Here is a 20922-nt window from a genome sequence, read left to right as displayed (position 1 = left end):
ATCCTCAACGGCGGTCCTTTTAGATTTCGCGCTTGCAGCGAATGGCCGGAATGCGGGTTGTGACGCAGCAATGGCGAATGATGGTCAGTGTCGGCTTAGGGCCGAGTAGGTCACGGAAGAAAGGGCAGGGATCTTTACTGCGCGGCTTCTGAGGTCTGCTAGTTGCCTTTAAGCACTTCACAAATCAAATGGTTCATAACCTCTTTGTAGACGTTCGGATCGCCACCATAGGTGATCTCAAGGGCAGCGCGATCAAACGCGGCCGACAACAGATTAGTCAAAGCATCGACCTGCTTTGATGAATGTTCAGGAAGAGCTCGCGAAAGCCCTTCACGAAGTTCTTCTGTTCCATTGGCTCGAGTCAACGCGACAGCAGCGCTATGCCCTAATACCGCTGGTGCCTCTTCCATCAGGAGGCGCACCCGACCTGAAACCAACATCGCATCAAAAAAGGCACTTGATCCTGTCACCATGGCCTGTTCGGGATCGGCCACATTGCGGGTTTCTTGGTCAATATGGTGTGAGATTGCTTTGGCCTCCTCTTCTGCGACGGCGCGGAAGAGGTCAGCCTTGTCCTTGAAATGATGATACAGCGCGCCTCGAGTTACGCTGGCCTTACGTACGATGTCTGGGGTTGCAGTATCGGCAAATCCCGAATTCACAAACAGTTCTCGGGCAGCCTCTATGAGTTTGGCACGCGTTTCGGCGCGTCGGTTTGCCTGGCTGCGTCGAGCGGGTTTTTCTGGGGGCAAGATTAACGGCTCCGAATATCACTTCAAGCACCTTACATACATATTGCATGTATTTGCAAATTGATGATACATACACTGCGCATGTAAGTTAAGGAGATCAAAAATGCGTGTTACTCAATATTACCCGGTCATTCAGTCTGAAACGGTTTCTGAGACGGCAGAGTTCTACAAACGTCACTTTGGCTTCCGCGCAGCATTCGAGGCGGATTGGTATGTGCATCTGCAGAGTGAAGCGGATCCGTCGGTCAATCTCGCGGTCGTGCAGTCGGACCACGAGACGATCCCAGAGGTTTCCCGCGGTGCGTCTAAGGGCATGATCCTCAACTTTGAAGTCGAGGATGTCGACAAAGTGGATGAACGACTTCGGTCGGAAGGAGTTCCGGTGGCAAAGTCACTTGTGAGCGAGCCGTTTGGCCAACGCCATGCGATATATCGCGATCCAAACGGGGTACTGATTGATGTTATCACTCAGATCCCACCCTCAGAGGAATTCCTGTCTCAATATGCAGCCGACGCAGTACCGTCGTGATTGAGAGTGCCCTAAGAACCTTCAGTTTGATGATGATTGCGCGGCCGACCTGTGTCGCGCAATCTACGCCACTATTGGTGCATTCGATATTGTTGGCCATACCTTTAATCCTGAATACGCGAAAGGCAGAGCGGGCGGAGATTTAGACAGTTTAACCTGACGCGATACCAAACTCTGTTCAACGCTTGGTAAATTCCATCAATTCACGTTTTCCGATTTGAATGCGAGATAGGGCCCTAAATCCGGCTGTTCATGCGTGAAAACCATTGTCCATTTCATGTTGTGATGGGCTACGTAAATGTCTGCTTGAAATGAAGTGAAGTCGGGATATCGATTGGAGGTGCACGAGTAAGCCCAGTCATTGCTCTCGTCGAAAACTACATAAGGGGCCGGCCATTGCTCCTGATACCCAATCAAAGCATCTGAACCCGTGATGGCAGTTTGAAGTCCGTAGCTAAATCCGTGCCATCGAAAACCATTGTGAATCCAGGCGCCTGTGTTTTTCTTTACTCGCAATGCATATGTCGCAAGCCAGTCGGCTTTTACCTGCTCACTTTCAACCGGAGAAAGCTGATCAAAGTCGACTGAATGAGACATAAGGAAATGCTCAATCTGGGTTTTCTTCGGCATCATCCCTGTCCAGCCTTGAACCAAGAATATGTGGAGCGGGCAGCCTAGCGGTGTTTTGGACCGCATGAAACGAGACTGACAATGATCAAGGTCTGCATTGGGCCGTCCCCATCCGTATGCGGAGGACTTTTCTCGCCTATGCTGCAGTCGTTCCGAGGTGGGTTTAGAGCCCGACCTGCTCATTCGACAGAGCGCAGCGCAGTTCAGCTTTTCAAGGGTTGGTAATAAATGCGGCTCGGATCGCGGCTTTCATAGCGTCCTGAGGCCCTTGTTCTTTCGGCTTGCTGGATGCCATCACCAGCTTGGAAGCAGGCGTGTTTCCAAGGCCCAATGCATCGTTCACCACCGATAGACCTCCGTGCAAAGAGGAGCGACCAAGCAGACCCACTGCGATCCCGGCTTCTACTGCTGCAATCACACCAGAGACGCTTTGGCTGGAGTAGACAACTCGATATGGCTTTCCACGGGCTTGCAATGAAATGACCGCCGCGTCGCGCCACCAACACGCATGATCGAACAAGGCCACTGAAAGGCTTTCATCGGCCCGAAAGTGCCGGTGCGCCGACGACACCCAACATGTAGGGTCTTCATAAACAACCTCCTCGTGGCTGGACGGGCTTTCGACCTCATAGACTGCAAGATCCAGCGCCCCCTTATCGAGGGCCTCTGGAAAACTTGTGCTCAAGGCGCAGGTGACATCCAGTTCGACTTTCGGATGTTGGCGGGCAAAGGTCGCGATGATCGCCGCAAGTCTGGCGCGCCCGTGATCGTCGGGTATGCCCAAACGCAGTTTGCCGCTTACTGTGTTCTGTGAAATCTCTCGTAGTGCCGCGTCGAGACGTGCCGTAACCTCATGCGCGACTGGAAATAGTTTTCGTCCCGTGTCGCTCAGGACTACCCCGCGACCATGCCTGTCAAAGACCGGCTGACCCAGGATCGCTTCGAGGCGCTTGATCTGAAGGCTTGTCGCAGATTGCGACCGGTGGATGCGGGCAGCACCGTCCGTAAAACTTCCGGCATCAGCCACGGCGACGAAGGTTCGCAGAAGATCACTATCTAGATTTTCCATCTGTTTTTCCAATACCGGAAATTGAAACTATGCGTTTCACAGATGCCGTGTGCCGCACTATTTTTCAAGTTCAAAGGAGTAACCCATGTCAGATCAGACAGCTTCCCACCAACCATCTAGCCGGAAACCTCTGGTGTGGGGCGTGTCTTTGCTGCTGCTGGCAGGCGTCTGTCTTGCCTGGCCGGAACACGCCGCAAACGCAGCAAAGTTTGTCCTATGGGGCCTGATTGTCGTGGCCCCCATCGTCATTCCGGGCATCGTGCTTGCAGCCTGGATCATCGCAAGCGGCGCGGATACCCACATCGCTGGTGCCTTCGAGGGCAGGACACTGAGAACGGTTTTGGCGGCCTCGCTCATTGGAGCCATCACGCCCGTATGCGGTGTGACCGTGCTGCCTTTGATGGCCGGATTGCTGGCTGCTGGCGTACCGCTCGCTCCGATCATGGCCTTCTGGCTATCCTCTCCGATAACGGATCCCGCAATGCTCGCGACAACCGCGGCAACCCTTGGTCTGAGCTTTGCGATTGGCAAGACGCTTGCCGCCTTCGGATTAGGTCTGTTGGGCGGCGCGATCACCGGCATGTTCGCCAAGACGCCCTGGGCCATGAATGCGCTTCGGGTCAATGGCCTGGCGCGCCAGCTAAGTGCTGCAAGATGCGGCGAAGATCGGCCCTTTGATCCTTGGGTCTGGCGGTCCGAGGCGCGCCGTCATTCTTTCGGCAAACAGGTCTGGGCAACCGCGCGGCTTATCCTGATTTGCCTGATCCCGGCATTTGCCGCGGAGTATGCCTTGAACGCGGCCCTTACACCGGGTGCACTGGCAGCATATGTTGGCGAAGACAAATGGTGGGCCATACCCGCCGCTGTCTTCGTCGGTGCCCCGGCCTATATTGACGGTTACGCAGCGCTCCCGCTGACACGCGGGTTGATCGACAACGGCATGTCCGAAGGCGCAGCGATGGCGTTCCTTGTTTCGGGCGGCGCGGTTAGCATCTGGGGTGCTATGGCCATCGCACCGGTGCTCAAATTGCAACCGTTCATTCTCTATCTGCTGCTTGCAGTTCTGGGGTCACTCGGGGCGGGGTATGTCTTTGGGTGGATCGTCTGAGATTCAGCGCAGGCAGATGATGAGCGTTTATCGACGGCTGCTATGCCGGTAGCAATTGTCGCATCTATCCTCTTCGGACTAAGGACGGTTCGGGCCGTCGTTGCGGAGCAATTCGCTCAGACCCAGGCGGATGCCGTGCTGCATCTGAAGTTCGCGTCGAGCCCAACTTGCTCATTGGTCGGAGGACAGCGCACGTCTTGTTCCGGGGCTTGTCATTCTTCGAAGCCTGTGGATTGCTAAAATCTCAAGAGTTCATGGAGAAAACAGAATGATCGACCCCGCCGTACTGCTGACGTATTCTTTGATCGTTCTTGGCTTTGTGTTCATTCCAGGACCTGCGACTATCTTGACGGTTGCGCGAGCCACAACGTCTGGAACGAAAGTCGGGATTGCCACGGGTGCTGGTATCACAGCAGGCGACTTCATTCACACGATCATGGCTGTAGTAGGTATCTCTGCCGTCATTGCAGCTTCTGCTACGCTATTCACCATAGTGAAATACATTGGGGCGGCGTATCTTGTTTACCTTGGATTGAAGGCGATATTCGAGAAGGCTTCGGTTGATCTTGGCCAGGGCCGCGTCCCAATCACTGCACCTCAAGCTTTCAGACAGGCGATCCTTGCTGAAGTACTGAACCCAAAGACCGCGCTGTTCTTCCTTGCTTTTCTGCCTCAGTTTGTCGCGCCAGAAAGAGGTCTTGTTGTCGCGCAACTTACCATTCTTGGGATCGTATTCGCGCTGATCGGCTTCTTCAGTACTATCGTCTATTCCGTTGCAGCAGGTGGCCTGGGCAACTTCCTTCGCCGCAATCCGACTGTCATCAGGTGGCAGGGCAAGGTTGTTGGTAGTATCTACTGCGCATTGGGCGTTCGGCTTGCACTACAGGAGAGATAAGCGACCTATGCGCTACTGCAGCAGATTCAGTTCAACTGCCTTTCGCGCGCCTTCCGGTGGAATTCCTTAAGAGCGTGTGCCTCCCGATTTATGCCAAGTTGTTAATGGGCGCTCCGTCGCGCTGTCATTGACTTAACTCTCTTGGGTGCATTACGACTTAAAATATGATGAAATCAGTCTTCGCATCGCAGGACTATTATCCTCAGCTTTCATAGCTGCGGGCAATTCATCATTTGTATTCCGCTGCCCCTGACAGCGGTCAACAGTCAATCGACCTTGTGCCGGGCGGCAAATTCAAAGGTCGAGAAATGAACAACATCACTAAAAACCAACCTACCTCGCTGGGCATCGTGGGATTTGGTGCATTCGGACAACTGGCTGCGCTTCATCTCGGCCCGCATTTTGAGATATTGGCTTACGACCCCTCCCCGGACGTCACCAAAGCCGCGAAGCAGCTCCGAGTGACGCTCGCATCCTTGCACGCAGTCTCGCAAACCGATGTGATCCTTGTTGCGGCACCGGTGTCCTCATTCGAGCAGGTTGTCGGCGAGATCGCGGGTGCTTGCAAACCCGGCGCGCTGATTGTCGATGTTGGCTCAGTCAAAGTCGTTCCCTCTGAAATCATGCGGCGACTGCTACCAAACCATGTTGACATCGTCGCTACTCACCCCTTGTTTGGTCCTCAGAGTGCTACGAAAGGTATTAAGTGTCTAAAGATTGCGGTCTGTCCCATTCAGGGAATACGACACACAAGGCTGGCGGCGTTTTTACGCAAAGCGCTCGGTCTGACGGTCATCATGACGACACCGGAAGATCACGACAAGGAAGCAGCCGTTGTCCAAGGCCTCACGCACCTCATCGCCAAAGTGCTATTTGGGATGGGACCGCTGCCGACGCGCATGACAACAAAAAGTTTTGACTTGTTATCCGAGGCTATTTCTATGGTTCAGTACGATGCGCCGGAAGTCTTCGAAGCGATTGAGAAGGCCAATCCTTACGCTGAGACCGTGCGCCGACAGTTTTTTGACTTGGCCTCAAGTTTAGGTGACGAACTGGAAACGGCATCGAGGCAACATCCACACAACAAAACCAAGCAATTGATGGAGTAGTATCCATAGGCAGCTAGGTCGCGCATCTGGGACTTGAACTTTGTTTGCGATTTGCGCCTGCAGCGAATGGCTGGTAAGCGGGCTGCGACCGCAGAAATTCAGGTGGGTGGTGAATGTCTCTTATGGGCCGCTTTTCCTCTGATATCGATCTCCAATGCATTTTCTTCATTTTATATAAGAACTGCAGCTGGGTTGATTAGCGTATGCGAGACCAGCTAAGTCAGAAAAGTTAAGCTATGAATACGTATTCATGATAACTTTACCCTAAGTCACTTAGTGTTTCGATTCGCAAGGGAGGAAAGAATGCGCAAACGGACTCTTTTGAAGGCGGGTGTCGCGGTGACGGTATTGTCGCTGATTACGCTCAGCGCAAGCGCCCAGGACATTCCTTACAATCTGAAGGAAGGTCAGCCGTATGCCGGTACAAAATTGAATATCCTGAGCGTCGTAACGCCCCAATTCGATGGCCTCATGCTGCGTGATGATGAATTCACCGAGTTGACCGGGATCGAAACCGAGTGGACCTTTATTCCCTTTGGATCTTTGCAGGAAAAGATCAACGCTGAAGGGATTGCCGCCAACGGGACCTTCGATGTGGTGAACTATCTCGACAGTTGGGGGCCACCCAATGCGCATTGGTTGATGCCAATTGATGACATGATGGCGCAAGATGGTATTTCGATGGACCGCTACCCGGCCGCGTTTGCACGATCGGCCCAATATGATGGCAAAACGCTTGGTTTTCCACTCCGCGCGCATCCGCAGTTGATGTTCTATCGCAAGGACCTGATCCCTGAACCCCCGACATCGTGGGAGGAGGTGATCGAAATCGGCAAAGAGCTGAAGGAGTCCAACCCCGACATCGCTCCTCTGGCGTTGTACTACAACAACGATGGCAACCGTCAGAATCTGTTCATCTGGATTAATTTCCTTTGGGCCGCCGGTGCGGATATCTTCAATGACGACTGGACCGCAGCCTGGACCAGCGACGAGGCGATCAAGGCCACCGAAGATTACATCGCGTTACACACCGTGCACGGTGTCACTAACCCCAACAGTCTGGCCTTTGTAGAGCAGGATGCGCGCCAGTCATTCATGCAGGGCAAATCCGCTATGATCCCCGTCTGGTGGTGGGCATATTCCGGGTTTTACAATCCAGAATCTTCGACGCTGACCAAGGACCAGGTCGGGTTTATTGGGATGCCGTCTTATGATGGGCGTACAAAGACCTATGCGATTTCTATGCCGTTTTCGATTTCCGACTATTCCGAGAACAAGGAAGCGGCGTGGGAATTCATGAAATGGCTTTCCAATCCTGAAATGGACAAAGCCAACGCCATCGAACGCGAAGTGGCGGGCAAACCAATTGTGAACAACGTCGTCACTCATATCACTTCGCTGCAGGATGCGGATGTGAATGCGGCCAATGACGGGATTCAGGCGGCCGCGTGGGACTCGCTGAAGGAATCTGACATCATGCCACAAATCCCGGAATGGCCAGAGGTGGGAGATATTCTGTCCGCCGCTATCGCCAAGGCCGCGGCTGGAGGTGATGTCCGTGAATTGATGACCGAAGCAGCCGAGCAATCGAACCGCGTACTCAAGCGTGCCGGACGTATTGAGTGATGCTTTGCAGGGTGTGACCCGATCGGTCACACCCCCAGCTATCGGATTGGACGTGACATGCGTGACAATACGCTAAAATACCTGCTGGTGTTGCCAGCGGTGCTGGTGGTTTTTGCCACAGCGATCTGGCCCCTCGTTGAATCGCTGCGCCTGTCCTTTACGGTTGGGCGGCTCAACAAGCCCAATTTCCCGCAGGGCTATTTTGGTTTTGAAAACTACACCTGGGCCTTTCTGGAAGAGCCGGCATTTTGGAACTCCGTCTGGGTGACGGGAATCTATACCGTGCTGACGGTCGTGTTGACGACGCTGCTTGCACTGGGTTTGGCTATGCTTTTGGCACCGGGTGGACGGCTCAGGTCGGGAGTGCAGACATTGCTCATCCTGCCTTTCGCAATGTCGCCTGCTCTGATTGGCGTTTCGTTTCGCTTTATGTTCAACCCCGAGTTTGGGCTATTTGATGCTTTTTTCGGAGCCGTGTTTCCGCCGCTGGCCGATATTAGCTGGCTGGCACATCCGCAGCTTGCCTTTGCAGTATGCGTGATGGCTGATGTCTGGGGTTGGATACCATTTCTGACGCTTGTGCTGATCGGTGGGCTTGCATCAGTACCGCCCGAAACGATCGAGGCCGCGCAGGTTGATGGAGCCTCGGGCTGGCGGGTGTTTCGCGACGTGACGCTGCCTCAGCTCGCGCCGGTTTTGGCTGTTGTGATCATCCTCAAGTCAATTTTCAGCCTTAAGACGTTCGACCAGATTTTCATGCTGACAAACGGTGGACCGGGGACCGCAACGCAAACGCTCAGCCACTATATCTATTTCAACGGAATGAAATACGGGCAGATTGGCTACTCGGCCTCGGTTGCCTGGCTGATGGTCATTCCGATGATCTTCCTCACCTATGCCTATGCCAAGTTTGTGTTCAGGAAAGCATCATGACCGGGCGGCAGAAAAAACAGATCATCAACGTGGTCCAGATCGTTCTGATCCTGATTGCTATCTTCATCATGCTGATCCCGATCATCTGGATCTTTCTTGCCGCGTTCAAGAACCATGTCGATGTCTACCAGCTCAAGCTGCTGTTCACTCCGACGCTGGAGAATTTCGGGGTTGTCTTTGATGCACCCTATTATTTGGGGGACAAGCTGCTCAATTCGAGCATTGTGGCGCTGGTCACGGTTGTCATAGCGATCCCCATTGCGACGATGGCGGCCTACTCCTTTTCGCGGTTTCGTCTGACGGGCGAAACGGCGATGTTGGTGATGATACTGGCCACACAGTTCGTTCCGGCCGTTGTGATCATACTCCCGTTCTTTGTCATGTTTCGCGATATAGGGCTGCTTGATACAAGGGTCGGGTTGATACTTGTAAATCTCGCGATTGTGATGCCGTTTGCCATCTGGATGATCAAAGGGTTCATCGATGGCATTCCGCTGGACACCGAAGAGGCCGCAATGGTGGATGGTTCGTCGCGGATACAAGTGATCCTCAATATCGTCCTGCCAATGGCGGCACCCGGTTTGCTGACGGCGGGAATTTTCTGCTTCATCATCGCCTGGAATGAGTTCCTGTTCGCGCTGATCCTGACAAACAAAGATGCGGTCACACTGCCCATCGGGCTGGCCCTTTTCAAAGGCGAGGAGGGCGACCTGTGGAACCTGCTCAGCGCTGCGGGCATTATCATCATGCTGCCGATGTTCGTTCTCGCCCTGATCATTCGAAAGTATTTTGTGCAAGGCATGACCATGGGAGCCGTACGCTGATGGCTGAAGTCCGTCTCAAGAACCTGACCAAACGCTGGGGCGACTTCGTCGGCGTCGACAACCAATCGCTTGAAATCCAAAATCGGGAGTTTCTGGTGCTACTCGGCCCCTCTGGCTGTGGCAAAACCACGACTATGCGGATGATCGCAGGGCTGGAAGATCCAACGGACGGCGAGATCTGGATCGGTGATCGCATGGTCAATGACGATCTGCCGAAAGACCGGGATGTGGCGATGGTGTTCCAGAACTACGGTCTGTATCCCCATATGACGATCTTTGACAACATCGCTTACCCGCTCAAAGTGCGGGGCACACCAAAGCAAGAAATAGCGCCGAAAGTTCGTGAAGCTGCAGAGAAAGTTGAGCTGACGCAGTTTCTGGGCCGAAAACCCAAGGCCCTTTCGGGGGGACAAAGGCAGCGGGTAGCGTTGGCTCGGGCGATTGTGCGGACGCCAAAAGTCTTCCTGATGGATGAGCCGCTTTCAAACCTCGACGCAAAGCTGCGTGTGACCATGCGCGCCGAACTCAAACATCTCAGCCGCGAAATGAAGATCACAACAGTCTACGTCACGCATGACCAGATTGAGGCTATGACACTGGCGGATCGGGTGGCGGTGATGAAACACGGTGTGATCCAGCAACTCGGCACACCAGACGAGATCTACAATGATCCGGCCAACCTGTTTGTTGCCGGATTTATTGGGTCGCCGGCCATGAATCTGATCAAAGGGTCCGTCCAGGGCGGCACGTTCGTGACAACCGGTGGAACGCGTCTGGTTGAGGTGACCATATCGGATCGCCCCGCTGTAATCCTGGGTGTTCGTGCGGACGACATGTCTGTATTCGAGCCTGGAGAAGGTGATATAGACGTCACAATCTATGCTTTTGAAAACACAGGTGAAAGCACATTGCTGACAGTTCAATGGGGCAATCAGCGCGTCATCGCACGAGGCAATCGACACATGCGGAAAAATCAGGATGACATTGTTGGTATTTCGCTCTCGCCCGAGCATCTGTATCTGTTCGACCCGGAATCCGGAAACCGAATTCGAAGCGACTGAAATGCTAGCAGAATCTTGAGCCGTCGCAGGTCAATTCATGGACAATGACTTGCCAGGCAAACTTTGTGTGAGCCGCTCTGGCGGCGTCAACAACGCCTGTGCTAAAACAACGGGTATTGTTTAGTCGGTGGGCAATGGATGCGGATGAACCGAACAACAGCGGCCGAGGTGGCAAAACTGGCAGGGGTAAGCCAGCCAACGGTAAGTCGCGTCTTCATGCCAGGCTCGAAAGTATCCGCCGACAAACAGCGGCGTGTCCGCGAGGCGGCGCTAAAGCTTGGATATCGACCCAACACACTGGCGCGGTCGCTGAATACAGGGCGGTCCCGCACCATAGGGATCGTGTTGGCCTATCTCAAAAACCCCTTCTACGCAGAAGCGCTTGAGAAGCTGTCTGCCGAGTTCCACGAACACGGCTATCATATCATGACCTTCTTCGCGTCCAACCTAACCGATGAAGTCGACGGAGTGGTTGAGGACCTTCTTGCGCATCAGGTCGATGGCATCATCTTGGCGTCGGTAAGCGTTTCCAACGAACTGACCGAACGGCTACAGGATCACGGCATTCCGTTTGTTTTGTTCAATCGCGGGCAAGAGGACACTGACATTGCTTCGGTTACAGCGGCAAATTTCGAAGGCGGACGTCTTGCTGCGAGATTTCTTCTGGCGGGTGGCCACACACGAATCGCGCATATCGCGGGTTGGCAAAAATCCCTGAATGGCCGCGAGCGCAAAGCGGGATTTCTGGCAGAAATGACCCGGCAGGGGATCGGACCGTTTCAAGTTGTCGATTGCGAATACAGCCGTGCTATTGCATACAAAGAAACTCTTGCTCTGTTTCGAAATGGCACCGGGCCAGATGCAATATTCGCCGGCAACGACCACATGGCGTTTGCGGTCCTCGAAGCTCTGAAGCACGAACTTGACCTCAATGTCCCGGGTGATGTCTCTGTCATTGGATATGACGACGTTGCGATGGCTGCGTGGAAGACATTTGACTTGACCACGCTCCGCCAACCAACAAACCGAATGGCCGAAGCTACGGTCAAGATTTTGCTTTCGATGATCGAAAGCCCTGAAGCGGCAGCCAGACGCATCGAGATTGAAAGCCAACTAATTGTGCGGAGTACCACTAGAAACCCGCACAGTTGGCTTCCCAATGAAGTTTCATAGCACTACCGTCTCAGTGGACATGCCACCGAAACTGTTCCAAAAAGCTGCATCAAAACCATTGAATTTTCCCCGCTGCTTTCAGAGTCCAAGTGATTTCTGCCTATACTTGTAAGACACTCAAAGTGCAGCGGAGTCAGCTGTGATGTCTTCACCTGAAGTGTCATATGTGTCTCGGCGATATTCAAAGCCGACCAGAACGCTTTTCCTTGCGCGATGCGTAGCGCCGATGCCAACCTTTGCGGGTCGGTTTTGGTCCGTCCCCTGATCACAGGATTGTTTTGGGCCTGCTGGTCGATTGTAGCAGTTTTCCCGAGTTGTCATATCGCGCAATGACGAATTTGGGCTGCGCATGGGCCATTGTCCGTCGCTAGGGATTTTGGGACAGATGGCGCCACCGAGGAAGCGCTGCGCAGGTACTCAGGCTAGCCTCAAAAAAGTTGCATCAAATCTCTATACACCAACTCCAAATCATTTCAGCCGCGCGGCTTGACCGTCTGTCTTTCAACCAGCTTTGGTGCCAACGCGATGTTCTCAACCTCGATGGTTTTATCCCTCACCAACTCGTTAATCTGACGAACCGCGTTGGCAACCATGTTGTTGACGGGCTGCCTCAGCGTCGTCAGAGAAAACTCTGGCATGGAGGCCATGGGGATATCATCGAACCCGATAACCGAGAGATCGTCAGGAATGCTGATGTCAAGCTCACTCCGCAAAATGCTGACAGCTTCGATCGCCATATAGTCGTTTGCCGCAAAAAGGGCATCGGGATGCGTTTCTTTCGGGCCGCCAAACATCTTTCGAATTGCCGTTCCCGTTCTGTCGAGATCAAAGTGACCGACTTCATGAGCAAAAAGACTTCGGTCACTTTCCCGAAGCTCTGCCTCAAAACCAAATTTTCGGTCTCGGCTTGTAGATGATCGTTCCCATCCGGACAGAAGTGCAATACGTTGATGCCCCGTTTTTAGCAGGTGCCGCGCGGCCACGCGTCCACCCGCAACGTTGTCGGTTGTAACGCTGGCAATGCCATCATGTTCTTGAAAACGATTGAACATCACAACAGGGATATCGCGCTGAGAACAAAATTTTACCAGGGTTGAAGAAAGCTCGACAGATGCTGTTATGATCCCGTCGACCTGATACTCCAACAATTGTGATACGGTCTCTTCGACGCCCTCATCTGTGCTGGGCATCATGAACACAAGCGCATGGAACCCCGTTTTTTGAAGCTCGATGCAGAGTTTCTCGAGCGCGAGCGCGTAGAATTGATTGTCCAAATAACTAAACAACAGCGCGACGATATTTGATCTTTGTGTAATGAGTGATCTCGCGATCGCATTGGGTCGGTACCCCAGCTCATCCGCGGATTTGAGGATGCGTTTTTTTGTTTCAGGGGAAACGCCCGACTGGGTTGGCGTGCGGGAAAAAGCACGGCTCACCGCAGATTGAGAGACGCCGGCATGGCGCGCAACATCAATTGAAGTGACCTTGGATTTTTTCAATGGAACTCACGCCAACCTGTTTTGCATTAGCTTTTCTTGACAGCTGCCATCAGATCAATGCCCAATTGTTTGAACGTATCGACGTGGTCAACCATTACCCAGTTTTCTTTCAATTTACCATCGACCACCAGCCAGAAATCTGAGAAGCGCATATTCACCGGTAGACCTGTGGGGGGCAGACCCAAATATTCACCATTTTGGTGGCCGGTCAGGTATCCGGTACCAGCAATCCATGTCTCGTTGGCGAACTCGATCTCGTGGCTGACATGATAGTCGGGAAATGCCTTGTAGAATTCGGCAAGAACATCGTACTTGAAGCGCTCGCGGCCGTGAATATCGCCAAAACCCGGTGGTCCGTGCCAGACCATGTCCTCATGCCAATACTGGTCATGCGCATCAAGATCCTGTGCGTTCAACGCGACATACATATCCTGAATTAGTTTGAGGTTGGATTCGGCAGTCATGTTTCATCCTTTCACTGCACCTGCGGTCATCCCAGACACGATCTGTTTCTGGAAAACGAAAACCAAAATAATGATTGGAATGGTGATCGAGACGGCCCCGGCGATCCCGTGCATCAGCCGTGCAAGGCTTTGGTTCTGGCCCATGTAGCTACCAAGAGATGCGGTCATGGTGGCCATATCACCGTTCATGAGTTGGCTGGAGATAATGAAATCGTTGTAAGCCAACAAGAATGAGAACAAACCAGCAGTCACGATGCCTGGCCACATGACAGGGACAATCACACGAAAGAATGCCTGCCACCGATTGCAGCCATCAACCAACGCAGCCTCGTCCAGTTCTTGTGGTATATTCATGAAAAAGGCGCGCAGCATCCAGATTGTAAACGGTTGGTTTATAGCGACAAGAACGATAATAAGTGTCTCGTATCGACTCCAGATTCCCAGCTCAAAGAAAGCCGGTCGATAGGCTGTCAGCAACACAACATGCGGCATCGCGCGAAACACCATAGCTGCCATCAGCAGCCAAAATCCAAGTGAGCCTCGGTAACGCGATAACGCATATGCCGCCAAGCAGGCGATCGTGAGCGAAACTACAACGGTCGAAGCAGTTACGATTGTCGTGTTTATCGCATACTGCCAGAATCCGTCTTCAACCCAAATATATCTGAAATTCTCCAAGGTCATTGGGGCCAGCAGTTTTGGCGGCGTCGCAAACGCGTCTACGGGTTTGCGCAATGAGATGATGAACATCCAAAAGAACGGCAGAAGCGCGGCAAAGAACCAGAACCAAAGTCCAAAGTTGATCGATACTCGAGAAGCAAGATTAAGTTTCGCTGGTCTCATTTTCCGGCTTTCTGATCTTTGTAGGTCCGGATCATGATCGGTATCAGCAACACAACGACCCCAGCCACTGTCAGCACGGCGTACGCCGCGGCCTTGTGGATATTTCCCTCAAAAACAAGCGTGTAGTAGGTCAGATACTGAACTGAATTTGCGAAGACTCGCGAACCGAACACCAGAACGGGCTCAAACACCCGGTAACTATCCATCACATGGATCAAGGTGATCACGGCGAACAATGGAGACAGGTAAGGAATTACGATGTATCGAACGCGTTGCCATGGCGTTGCGCCGTCTATGATCGCCGCTTCAAGCGGCTCTTCCGGTACCGTTTGCAACCCCGCATATAGTATGATGAATGCGAAGGGTGCAGCAAACCAGACCCCGTAGGCGATGATCACCAGCCGTATCGTGACCTGATCGGCAAGAAAGTAGAATTTGCCGAGGCCCATGGCTTCTAAGGTCGCTGCGATGACACCGCCATCAATGAACAACCAATAGACCGCGAGGGACGAAACTACCGGAGTTACGATCATTGGCAGAAGCGTCACAAACACAACCGAGCCGCGCAGTTGCACCGTCACTCGATTGGTTGCAAGGGCGAGACCGAACCCTAGGATCAGTATGATCGGTGTCGTCACAAACGTATAAAGAAGCGTGAATTCCAGCGCGGACCAGAAATCTACATCACTGATTTCTCGATAAAGCGCTTTGATGAACTCTCTGGGGTTTTCTACTTTGGTCCTATCGACAGACGCCTTAAGACCCTCCACATCGATAGCATTCTCCAGGTTTTGCCCACCGACATATTTCCAGACTTGTACTGGATTGCCGTCAGCATCCAGTACCGATTGTGGAACCATTCGGGTGACTTCCCGGGTTTGTCCACCGAACAGAGGTACCTCTGTCTTCACCTCTTTCAATTCAGTTTGAGTAAAGGATTGATACACTGCGAGATAGACAATCGCGACCAGGGGAAGTGCGATAAGCAGCAGCATGGACACCAACGACGGCGCAACGAACGAAAAGAAAGTAGAACGCTTCACTGAACTATCCCGTCAGAAGTTTGGTGCCAGCCAAAATTTGTCGACGTAGCTGGCACCAGGGAGTTGGCCTATTTCAATAGGCCCTGATCACGCGCAGCGGCGCGATACGTCTTTGTTGCATCGGCCAAAGAGTCTTCGGCGCTTTCTTTTCCAACAATAAAGTCCGCGATGTTCTCACCCAGGGCTGAATGCGCCAATGCCGCTTGCGGGTTCATCGGATAAGGAGGTGCGCCAGCAACAACCGTGTCAGTGATGGCCGTAGTGTATTGGCCTGGTTCATACGCCGAACGAATCCAGAGGGTTACGTCATTGTTCTCCTTGACCGTCTCAGCCCGCATCGCGTGCATCAGAACTTGGAATGTCAGATCTGGATCACCATCGAGGTTCTTTGGCATAACATAGCCGTCCCACCAGAATGTCGATGCAGGGACCCCGCCTTCGACCATGACGGGCGACGGAGCAAACCCAATCTTACCAACCACGGTGCTTTCGTCGGGATTGTCCATACCCGAGGCCTCATTGCCCCACATAACAGCCATCGCCACATCACCTTGCTGCAATTGGCGCTTCACGTCACCGAAGTCCATCGACATCGAATTTGGCGACATGTATTTGTACAGTTCGCCCATTTTTTCCAGCGCAGCGATTGCCTCGGGCGTTTCGAAAGTAGAGTCGGATGTTTCTGGGTCAAACAGCGTGCCACCATTGGCCAGCAGCATATTGACGTACTCATTCGCCAATTCCCAGCTATTGCCAAAGGCCGCACCATATGGGTGCTCAATCCCTGCTGCCTTGAGTTTTTCGGACGCCTCCAGAACCTCATCCCAAGTCGTGGGAACAGCGATGTTGTTCTCTTCAAAGATGTCCTTGCGGTAGAACAGGTGTTGAGCGTTGACCATAAAGGCAATCGCCATAATGTCGTCACCAAAACGGATCAGCATCCCGTCTTCAATGTCGTATTTGTCCCGATACTTCTCGACCAGGTCATTCAAAGGGCGAAGTTGACCCTTGGCCTGAAGCAGAGTTATCGAGCTATTTGCAACAGCGGCTGCATCCCAGGGAGATGTTGAGGACTCAAACGCTTTGTTCGTTTCTTCTTTGTGATCCGTGGTTAGCTTGGTTTCGACGACAAGACCGTCCCGCTCACAAGTTTCCATTTCAGCCGCCAGGACTTCCAGCGCTTCGAAGAAGTTGGACAAGACATTTACTTCGCCCGTACCTTCGATCGTACATTCGGCCGAAGCTGCAACCGGGCTTAGCCCGATGGCCAATGCTGGCAGTATGTGTTTCAGTTTCATATCAACCTCCTTGTTGCCGCTACCGCGGTTAGGTGTCGCCAAAAATCTGCATCAAGATTCCGAACTCATTGAAAACAGTCCATTCTTTCTGGACCTTGTTGTTATGAATATGCCACTGAGTGATACCCCAGATATGAGCTTCCTTCCCGGTAGGTTCACCGTATGGGCCGTTTCCTCGGTGCGCGCCAACACCACCCCAACGAATTGATACGAGATACCCGTCTTTGGCATTGCCCATCCAATAGAGATCATCGACGGCAATACGAATGTTCGGGAACATTGCGACCATCGACATTACATGCGAGCGCATCTGGCCCACCCCTCGGTAAACCCTACTGGTAGAGCCTTCGAAAACGATGTCCGGTGCATAGACTTGATCCATCGCACTAAAATTTCGCCGGTTCCAAATACTTTCGAAAGCCGCGTGAACGAAGTCTCGCACGTTTCCATCAACCACATCTGGGATCGGATAACGCTTTGGGAACGCCTGGCCAGCTAAACGCTTCGGCTCGCTTGCAGAAAAATTCGGTGCGAATGGACCTTGCGGGCGTTGAGAGGCAACTTGTCTGGCCATTTCGCCCACGTCAAAGCCCATTTGCTGGATCAGTGCCGCAGTATCATAGGCAACGTGTTCGTCGTAGATCTCATTGTCGCGCGCAACGCAATTGGCGATGCAGAACAGCCGAAGGGGCCGATTGGTGGGGGGGCCGAAACGGGAGTAACCTGTGTTGTTTCCCATGATCATTGTGCGATGTGAGGTATGAAAACTTACGTCGTCGTTTCCAGCCCAAATCACCTCATCCGCGACAAGGCGTATGTCTGGAATCGCATTGTTGGTATGAACAGTATCTGCGACGATCTTGTCGCGGCCGTATTGCAGCCCGACATCGTCCCAAACGCGGCAGTCATGGCTGTAAGTGTCATAGATACAGCCAATGTCTTTTTCTTCCCAGATTTGATGCGTTATTCGGACAATGTAATCGACAATGTTCTTATACTTGCCATCAAACCCGTTCATCGAATGCGTCGCCAAATGATCAGGCTCTTTACCCAGGAACTCCTTTGTTCCGCCGCGACGGTACTCTTCCAGCGAGATCGAATAATCCACCGGCATATGTTCGTCCTTCAAAGGGCTGAAGCGGATATGAGTTCCCGGTTTTGAATTTTTTGCATCGCTGCGCATCGACGATGTCGCGGACGCGACTGAAGTATCTTCAGGAATTTTTGCTTTTTGTGTCACGTCGACCTCATCGATTTTATATCGCATACGTATGCTTATAAAATTCAAACAAACCCCGATTCTGTCAAGGGTCTGCAAGGTGAAAGCTCATGAATTCGCTAAATTCGCAGCATTTTGTCGCTTGATTTCTCACTCGAATCTAAAGATTGTGCGCATACCTATGCCTATTTCTGCAGGATTTTCGGTGTGCCCAAGCTTCAAGATGCAAAATCACTAGTTCGCTTTTTGAGCCATCAGGATTGCCTTTGTGAGGGCGACTTTGATGGTTCTTCTGCCTGCCCTAACCTGAAGATGGGGCCAAAAGGCGGATATATCGGGCTCTCCGCCAGCAGCAATAGTACGGCGCACAAGAGTATCGTTGATCTAATTGGAAAGGGTAATGACAAACTGGCCGGGTATTGGGTCTTCATTGATCACTTTTGGTTTTCGAGACAGCTGGGGATCGGTTTGATCAGTCATCGCCGTGCAATGACTGCGCCAGTTGAAGAAATTCGTGGGTGACAAAACTATGAAGCCAACCCCCGCCAGACTTTCAACTCGTATGGCCGAGTACCGTAATGCGCTCTACGACTTTGACCTCAACCAAGCCCAGAATGAGCTAAGTGCACTCGCCAGCCCATCGGCGGTGTTCCGGATGTGCACCCCATTTGAAGCCAGTTGGTCAGTTGGTGAATTGTTTGATGCCACTTACGGGCCACTGGCCGTGGCTTTACCCGACATAGAATGCCGCGACCAAATCCGTATCTCCGGCAAAAGTCAATCAGGTCAATCTTGGGTCGGGATCATGGGTAACATCCACGGCGTCTTCGAGAAGCCGTTTTTGGACATACCACCTACTGGCCACATCGTGCACATGCGATATCACGAGTTTTATCGGTTTGAGGAGGATCAGATCGTTGAAATGCACGCGATCTGGGACTTACCCGAGTTGATGATGCAGGCAAGTGTCTGGCCGATGGCACCCAGTCTTGGTCGAGAATGGTGCGCCCCAGGTCCAGCCACCCATGACGGGATCAATTGCGGCGACACCGATCCCGAGCACTCGACAAAATCATTGCAAATTGTCGAACAGATGCTCGAACAAATGAAGGATTATCCCGCGAAAGGCGGGCCCGAAAAGATGCAGCTTGAGCAATTCTGGCATCCGCGGATGGGTTGGTATGGCCCGGCAGGTATTGGGTCTTCGCGCGGGTTCGATGGATTCACAGATTGGCACATGAAGCCATGGGTCGCCGGGATGCCCAGTTGGAGTGATCAGAGATTCCATGACCTTTGCCACTTCTTTGGTGATGGCGCATATGTGGGAGAAACAGGATGGCCCGCCATGAGGCAAACATTGGTCGGCGACGGATTCCTTGGCATTCCACCGACGGGACAAAACCTGGACATTCGAGGATTGGATTTTTGGCGTGTGGAGGGCAAGCGCATTCGCGAAAACTGGGTAATGGTAGACTTGCTGCACATTTACCAACAGCTCGGAGTAGACGTCCTTGCACGGATGAGGCAGCTAAGACGGCCAAATCCCTGAATTCCAAGCGCGCAACAGACAACCGAATTACTTTTTCAGATCGACCTATCGAGCAGGAATTGCACGTCTTCATCGATTTGGACCTGAGAAGAGAAGCGCCTAGGCGAACCAATATGCGGCCTGAGCCGCTGTACAGTCTGACGGATTTTCCGCCAGACACCCTTAAGAACCGAGAGGTGAATATGTCTGATTTACAATCTGCTAAAGATCTCGTTCGGCGCTATTTTGCGTCGCTGGGCGAGGATGCCGTGGCTGCGGCCAAAACCTACTTTTCACCTGACGCGATCTGGCGCGGTTATCACCCGTTTCATGAAATTCATGATCCGGTTGAAGTTGCCGAACGGTTCTGGAAGCCCCTCCAAAACTCGCTGCGTCGGATGCAGCGCCGTTTGGATATATTCATGGCTGGTGAGAACCAACTTGAGGATGGAGGTATCTGGGTTGCGTCAATGGGACACCTGATGGGGTTGTTCGACGAGCCCTGGTTGAACATTCCACCCACCAACAAGATTGCAATGCTGCGTTATGCAGAGTTCCACCGAGTTGAAGGGGATAAGATAACCGACACGGCAATGTTCTTTGATATCCCCCATCTTGCAGCGCAGGCTGGTTTGCGCCTATTCGCGTCACAAACCGGAGCGCAATTGGTTCAACCCGGCCCAATGACCCATACCGGCGTTATGTTCGATGCCCAGAACCCTGAAGAAGGGCTTAGAACTAAGGCCGCAATCGATTTCATGATCAACGACATTCGCGACTGGACAGGGCGCGAAGAGCTGGGCCTGGATGTAGAGCTGCCGCGTAGCTGGAACGACGATATGATCTGGTGGGGCCCGACGGGGATCGGTGCCGCTTATACAATCGAGCGTTACATCAAACAGCACGCCGGCCCCTTCCGCGACGGGTTGGCCGATCGCACGTTCAACGGCCACATCGCCCGCATTGCAGAGGGTGAATTTGGAGGCTTCTTTGGTTGGCCAAACCTGACGCTAAGACCGTCAGGTGGATTCATGGGAATGCCTGCATCCGATAAGCTCAGCGACATGCGCGTGATAGACATGTACCGCCGGTCCGGTGACAAACTGACAGAAAACTGGATTTTTATCGATTTGCTGCATTTTTGGAACCAGCAGGGTACTGATATACTTGGGCGCATCCCCTATATGCGAGGTTAATCACCATCTAGGCGCTGCATTTACTGCTAGCGCCTACCGCTGCAATTTCACCTATAGTGCCACGATCAAATTTAGATGAAATCAATGCGATGATGACCGAGAAAAGTTGGCAAATCTGAATCG

Annotated in this window: 21 protein-coding genes; 12 read left to right on the top strand and 9 right to left on the bottom strand. The window is 52.7% G+C overall.

What is annotated here, in order from left to right:
* Window positions 1-158: 158 nt before the first annotated feature.
* Entirely contained in the window at window positions 159-752 is a 594-nt protein-coding gene (locus ACR0AG_RS20850; protein ID WP_480842374.1) for a TetR/AcrR family transcriptional regulator, read from the bottom strand.
* Window positions 753-855: 103 nt separating this feature from the next.
* On the opposite strand from ACR0AG_RS20850, the gene ACR0AG_RS20845 reads away from it, so the two are divergent.
* Complete coding sequence (locus ACR0AG_RS20845) at window positions 856-1281, top strand: VOC family protein (RefSeq protein ID WP_353013088.1); 426 nt, start codon at window positions 856-858, stop codon at window positions 1279-1281.
* Window positions 1282-1479: 198 nt separating this feature from the next.
* Here ACR0AG_RS20845 and ACR0AG_RS20840 read toward each other — a convergent pair whose 3' ends face one another.
* Window positions 1480-1911 carry a DUF4275 family protein gene (locus tag ACR0AG_RS20840; protein WP_480842372.1) on the bottom strand — a complete coding sequence of 144 codons (432 nt, stop codon included), beginning with the start codon at window positions 1909-1911 and terminating at the stop codon, window positions 1480-1482.
* Window positions 1912-2122: 211 nt separating this feature from the next.
* Entirely contained in the window at window positions 2123-2980 is an 858-nt protein-coding gene (locus ACR0AG_RS20835; RefSeq protein ID WP_480842370.1) for a LysR substrate-binding domain-containing protein, read from the bottom strand.
* Window positions 2981-3065: 85 nt separating this feature from the next.
* Between ACR0AG_RS20835 and ACR0AG_RS20830 the strand changes: the two genes are divergently transcribed.
* From ACR0AG_RS20830 to ACR0AG_RS20795, 8 genes are all read left to right on the top strand, one after another.
* Window positions 3066-4088, top strand: coding sequence for a permease (locus ACR0AG_RS20830; RefSeq protein ID WP_480842368.1), 1023 nt, complete (start codon window positions 3066-3068; stop codon window positions 4086-4088).
* A gap of 268 nt (window positions 4089-4356) precedes the next feature.
* Entirely contained in the window at window positions 4357-4983 is a 627-nt protein-coding gene (locus ACR0AG_RS20825; RefSeq protein WP_480842366.1) for a LysE family translocator, read from the top strand.
* Window positions 4984-5261: 278 nt separating this feature from the next.
* On the top strand, window positions 5262-6092 hold the full coding sequence (locus tag ACR0AG_RS20820) for a prephenate dehydrogenase/arogenate dehydrogenase family protein (RefSeq protein WP_480842399.1): 831 nt from the start codon (window positions 5262-5264) through the stop codon (window positions 6090-6092).
* A 303-nt stretch (window positions 6093-6395) separates the two neighbouring features.
* Entirely contained in the window at window positions 6396-7718 is a 1323-nt protein-coding gene (locus tag ACR0AG_RS20815; RefSeq protein WP_480842364.1) for an ABC transporter substrate-binding protein, read from the top strand.
* 57 nt (window positions 7719-7775) lie between these two features.
* On the top strand, window positions 7776-8651 hold the full coding sequence (locus ACR0AG_RS20810; RefSeq protein ID WP_480842362.1) for a carbohydrate ABC transporter permease: 876 nt from the start codon (window positions 7776-7778) through the stop codon (window positions 8649-8651).
* Window positions 8648-9475 carry a carbohydrate ABC transporter permease gene (locus ACR0AG_RS20805; protein WP_480842360.1) on the top strand — a complete coding sequence of 276 codons (828 nt, stop codon included), beginning with the start codon at window positions 8648-8650 and terminating at the stop codon, window positions 9473-9475. Before ACR0AG_RS20810 ends, ACR0AG_RS20805 begins: the two co-directional genes overlap by 4 nt.
* Entirely contained in the window at window positions 9475-10536 is a 1062-nt protein-coding gene (locus tag ACR0AG_RS20800; RefSeq protein WP_480842358.1) for an ABC transporter ATP-binding protein, read from the top strand. The genes ACR0AG_RS20805 and ACR0AG_RS20800 overlap by 1 nt, the downstream gene beginning before the upstream one ends.
* 144 nt (window positions 10537-10680) lie before the next feature.
* Complete coding sequence (locus ACR0AG_RS20795) at window positions 10681-11709, top strand: LacI family DNA-binding transcriptional regulator (RefSeq protein WP_480842356.1); 1029 nt, start codon at window positions 10681-10683, stop codon at window positions 11707-11709.
* A gap of 473 nt (window positions 11710-12182) precedes the next feature.
* Here ACR0AG_RS20795 and ACR0AG_RS20790 read toward each other — a convergent pair whose 3' ends face one another.
* From ACR0AG_RS20790 to ACR0AG_RS20765, 6 genes are all read right to left on the bottom strand, one after another.
* Window positions 12183-13208 (bottom strand): LacI family DNA-binding transcriptional regulator, encoded by a 1026-nt coding sequence (locus tag ACR0AG_RS20790; protein ID WP_480842354.1) that lies wholly within the window; start codon window positions 13206-13208, stop codon window positions 12183-12185.
* A gap of 26 nt (window positions 13209-13234) precedes the next feature.
* Window positions 13235-13672, bottom strand: coding sequence for an ester cyclase (locus tag ACR0AG_RS20785; RefSeq protein WP_480842352.1), 438 nt, complete (start codon window positions 13670-13672; stop codon window positions 13235-13237).
* Between the two features lie 3 nt (window positions 13673-13675).
* Entirely contained in the window at window positions 13676-14515 is an 840-nt protein-coding gene (locus ACR0AG_RS20780; RefSeq protein ID WP_480842350.1) for a carbohydrate ABC transporter permease, read from the bottom strand.
* Window positions 14512-15558, bottom strand: coding sequence for a carbohydrate ABC transporter permease (locus tag ACR0AG_RS20775; protein ID WP_480842348.1), 1047 nt, complete (start codon window positions 15556-15558; stop codon window positions 14512-14514). Before ACR0AG_RS20775 ends, ACR0AG_RS20780 begins: the two co-directional genes overlap by 4 nt.
* Window positions 15559-15626: 68 nt before the next feature.
* Window positions 15627-16856 carry an extracellular solute-binding protein gene (locus tag ACR0AG_RS20770; protein ID WP_480842346.1) on the bottom strand — a complete coding sequence of 410 codons (1230 nt, stop codon included), beginning with the start codon at window positions 16854-16856 and terminating at the stop codon, window positions 15627-15629.
* Window positions 16857-16884: 28 nt separating this feature from the next.
* Window positions 16885-18096: a nuclear transport factor 2 family protein gene (locus ACR0AG_RS20765; protein ID WP_480842343.1), complete on the bottom strand. Its 1212-nt coding sequence runs from the start codon at window positions 18094-18096 to the stop codon at window positions 16885-16887.
* 114 nt (window positions 18097-18210) lie between these two features.
* On the opposite strand from ACR0AG_RS20765, the gene ACR0AG_RS20760 reads away from it, so the two are divergent.
* The 3 genes from ACR0AG_RS20760 (at window position 18211) to ACR0AG_RS20750 (ending at window position 20799) form a co-directional block, all read left to right on the top strand.
* Window positions 18211-18597, top strand: a complete 387-nt coding sequence (locus ACR0AG_RS20760; RefSeq protein WP_480842341.1) for a hypothetical protein — start codon at window positions 18211-18213, stop codon at window positions 18595-18597.
* A gap of 40 nt (window positions 18598-18637) precedes the next feature.
* Window positions 18638-19624 (top strand): ester cyclase, encoded by a 987-nt coding sequence (locus tag ACR0AG_RS20755; RefSeq protein ID WP_480842339.1) that lies wholly within the window; start codon window positions 18638-18640, stop codon window positions 19622-19624.
* A gap of 182 nt (window positions 19625-19806) precedes the next feature.
* A complete protein-coding gene (locus ACR0AG_RS20750) occupies window positions 19807-20799 on the top strand; it encodes a nuclear transport factor 2 family protein (RefSeq protein ID WP_480842337.1) in 993 nt (330 codons plus the stop codon).
* Window positions 20800-20922 lie beyond the last annotated feature (123 nt).

Source organism: Ruegeria sp. H6 (assembly GCF_056532975.1).
This window is presented reverse-complemented; position numbering and strand designations above follow the sequence as displayed.

What these genes read in the sequence shown, in the direction of transcription:
- ACR0AG_RS20845 (WP_353013088.1), top strand. Translation starts at nt 856, where the DNA reads ATGCGTGTTACTCAATATTACCCGGTCATTCAGTCTGAAACGGTTTCT.
- ACR0AG_RS20840 (WP_480842372.1), bottom strand. Translation starts at nt 1,911, where the DNA reads ATGCCGAAGAAAACCCAGATTGAGCATTTCCTTATGTCTCATTCAGTC.
- ACR0AG_RS20835 (WP_480842370.1), bottom strand. Translation starts at nt 2,980, where the DNA reads ATGGAAAATCTAGATAGTGATCTTCTGCGAACCTTCGTCGCCGTGGCT.
- ACR0AG_RS20830 (WP_480842368.1), top strand. Translation starts at nt 3,066, where the DNA reads ATGTCAGATCAGACAGCTTCCCACCAACCATCTAGCCGGAAACCTCTG.
- ACR0AG_RS20825 (WP_480842366.1), top strand. Translation starts at nt 4,357, where the DNA reads ATGATCGACCCCGCCGTACTGCTGACGTATTCTTTGATCGTTCTTGGC.
- ACR0AG_RS20815 (WP_480842364.1), top strand. Translation starts at nt 6,396, where the DNA reads ATGCGCAAACGGACTCTTTTGAAGGCGGGTGTCGCGGTGACGGTATTG.
- ACR0AG_RS20810 (WP_480842362.1), top strand. Translation starts at nt 7,776, where the DNA reads ATGCGTGACAATACGCTAAAATACCTGCTGGTGTTGCCAGCGGTGCTG.
- ACR0AG_RS20805 (WP_480842360.1), top strand. Translation starts at nt 8,648, where the DNA reads ATGACCGGGCGGCAGAAAAAACAGATCATCAACGTGGTCCAGATCGTT.
- ACR0AG_RS20800 (WP_480842358.1), top strand. Translation starts at nt 9,475, where the DNA reads ATGGCTGAAGTCCGTCTCAAGAACCTGACCAAACGCTGGGGCGACTTC.
- ACR0AG_RS20795 (WP_480842356.1), top strand. Translation starts at nt 10,681, where the DNA reads ATGAACCGAACAACAGCGGCCGAGGTGGCAAAACTGGCAGGGGTAAGC.
- ACR0AG_RS20785 (WP_480842352.1), bottom strand. Translation starts at nt 13,672, where the DNA reads ATGACTGCCGAATCCAACCTCAAACTAATTCAGGATATGTATGTCGCG.
- ACR0AG_RS20780 (WP_480842350.1), bottom strand. Translation starts at nt 14,515, where the DNA reads ATGAGACCAGCGAAACTTAATCTTGCTTCTCGAGTATCGATCAACTTT.
- ACR0AG_RS20770 (WP_480842346.1), bottom strand. Translation starts at nt 16,856, where the DNA reads ATGAAACTGAAACACATACTGCCAGCATTGGCCATCGGGCTAAGCCCG.
- ACR0AG_RS20755 (WP_480842339.1), top strand. Translation starts at nt 18,638, where the DNA reads ATGGCCGAGTACCGTAATGCGCTCTACGACTTTGACCTCAACCAAGCC.
- ACR0AG_RS20750 (WP_480842337.1), top strand. Translation starts at nt 19,807, where the DNA reads ATGTCTGATTTACAATCTGCTAAAGATCTCGTTCGGCGCTATTTTGCG.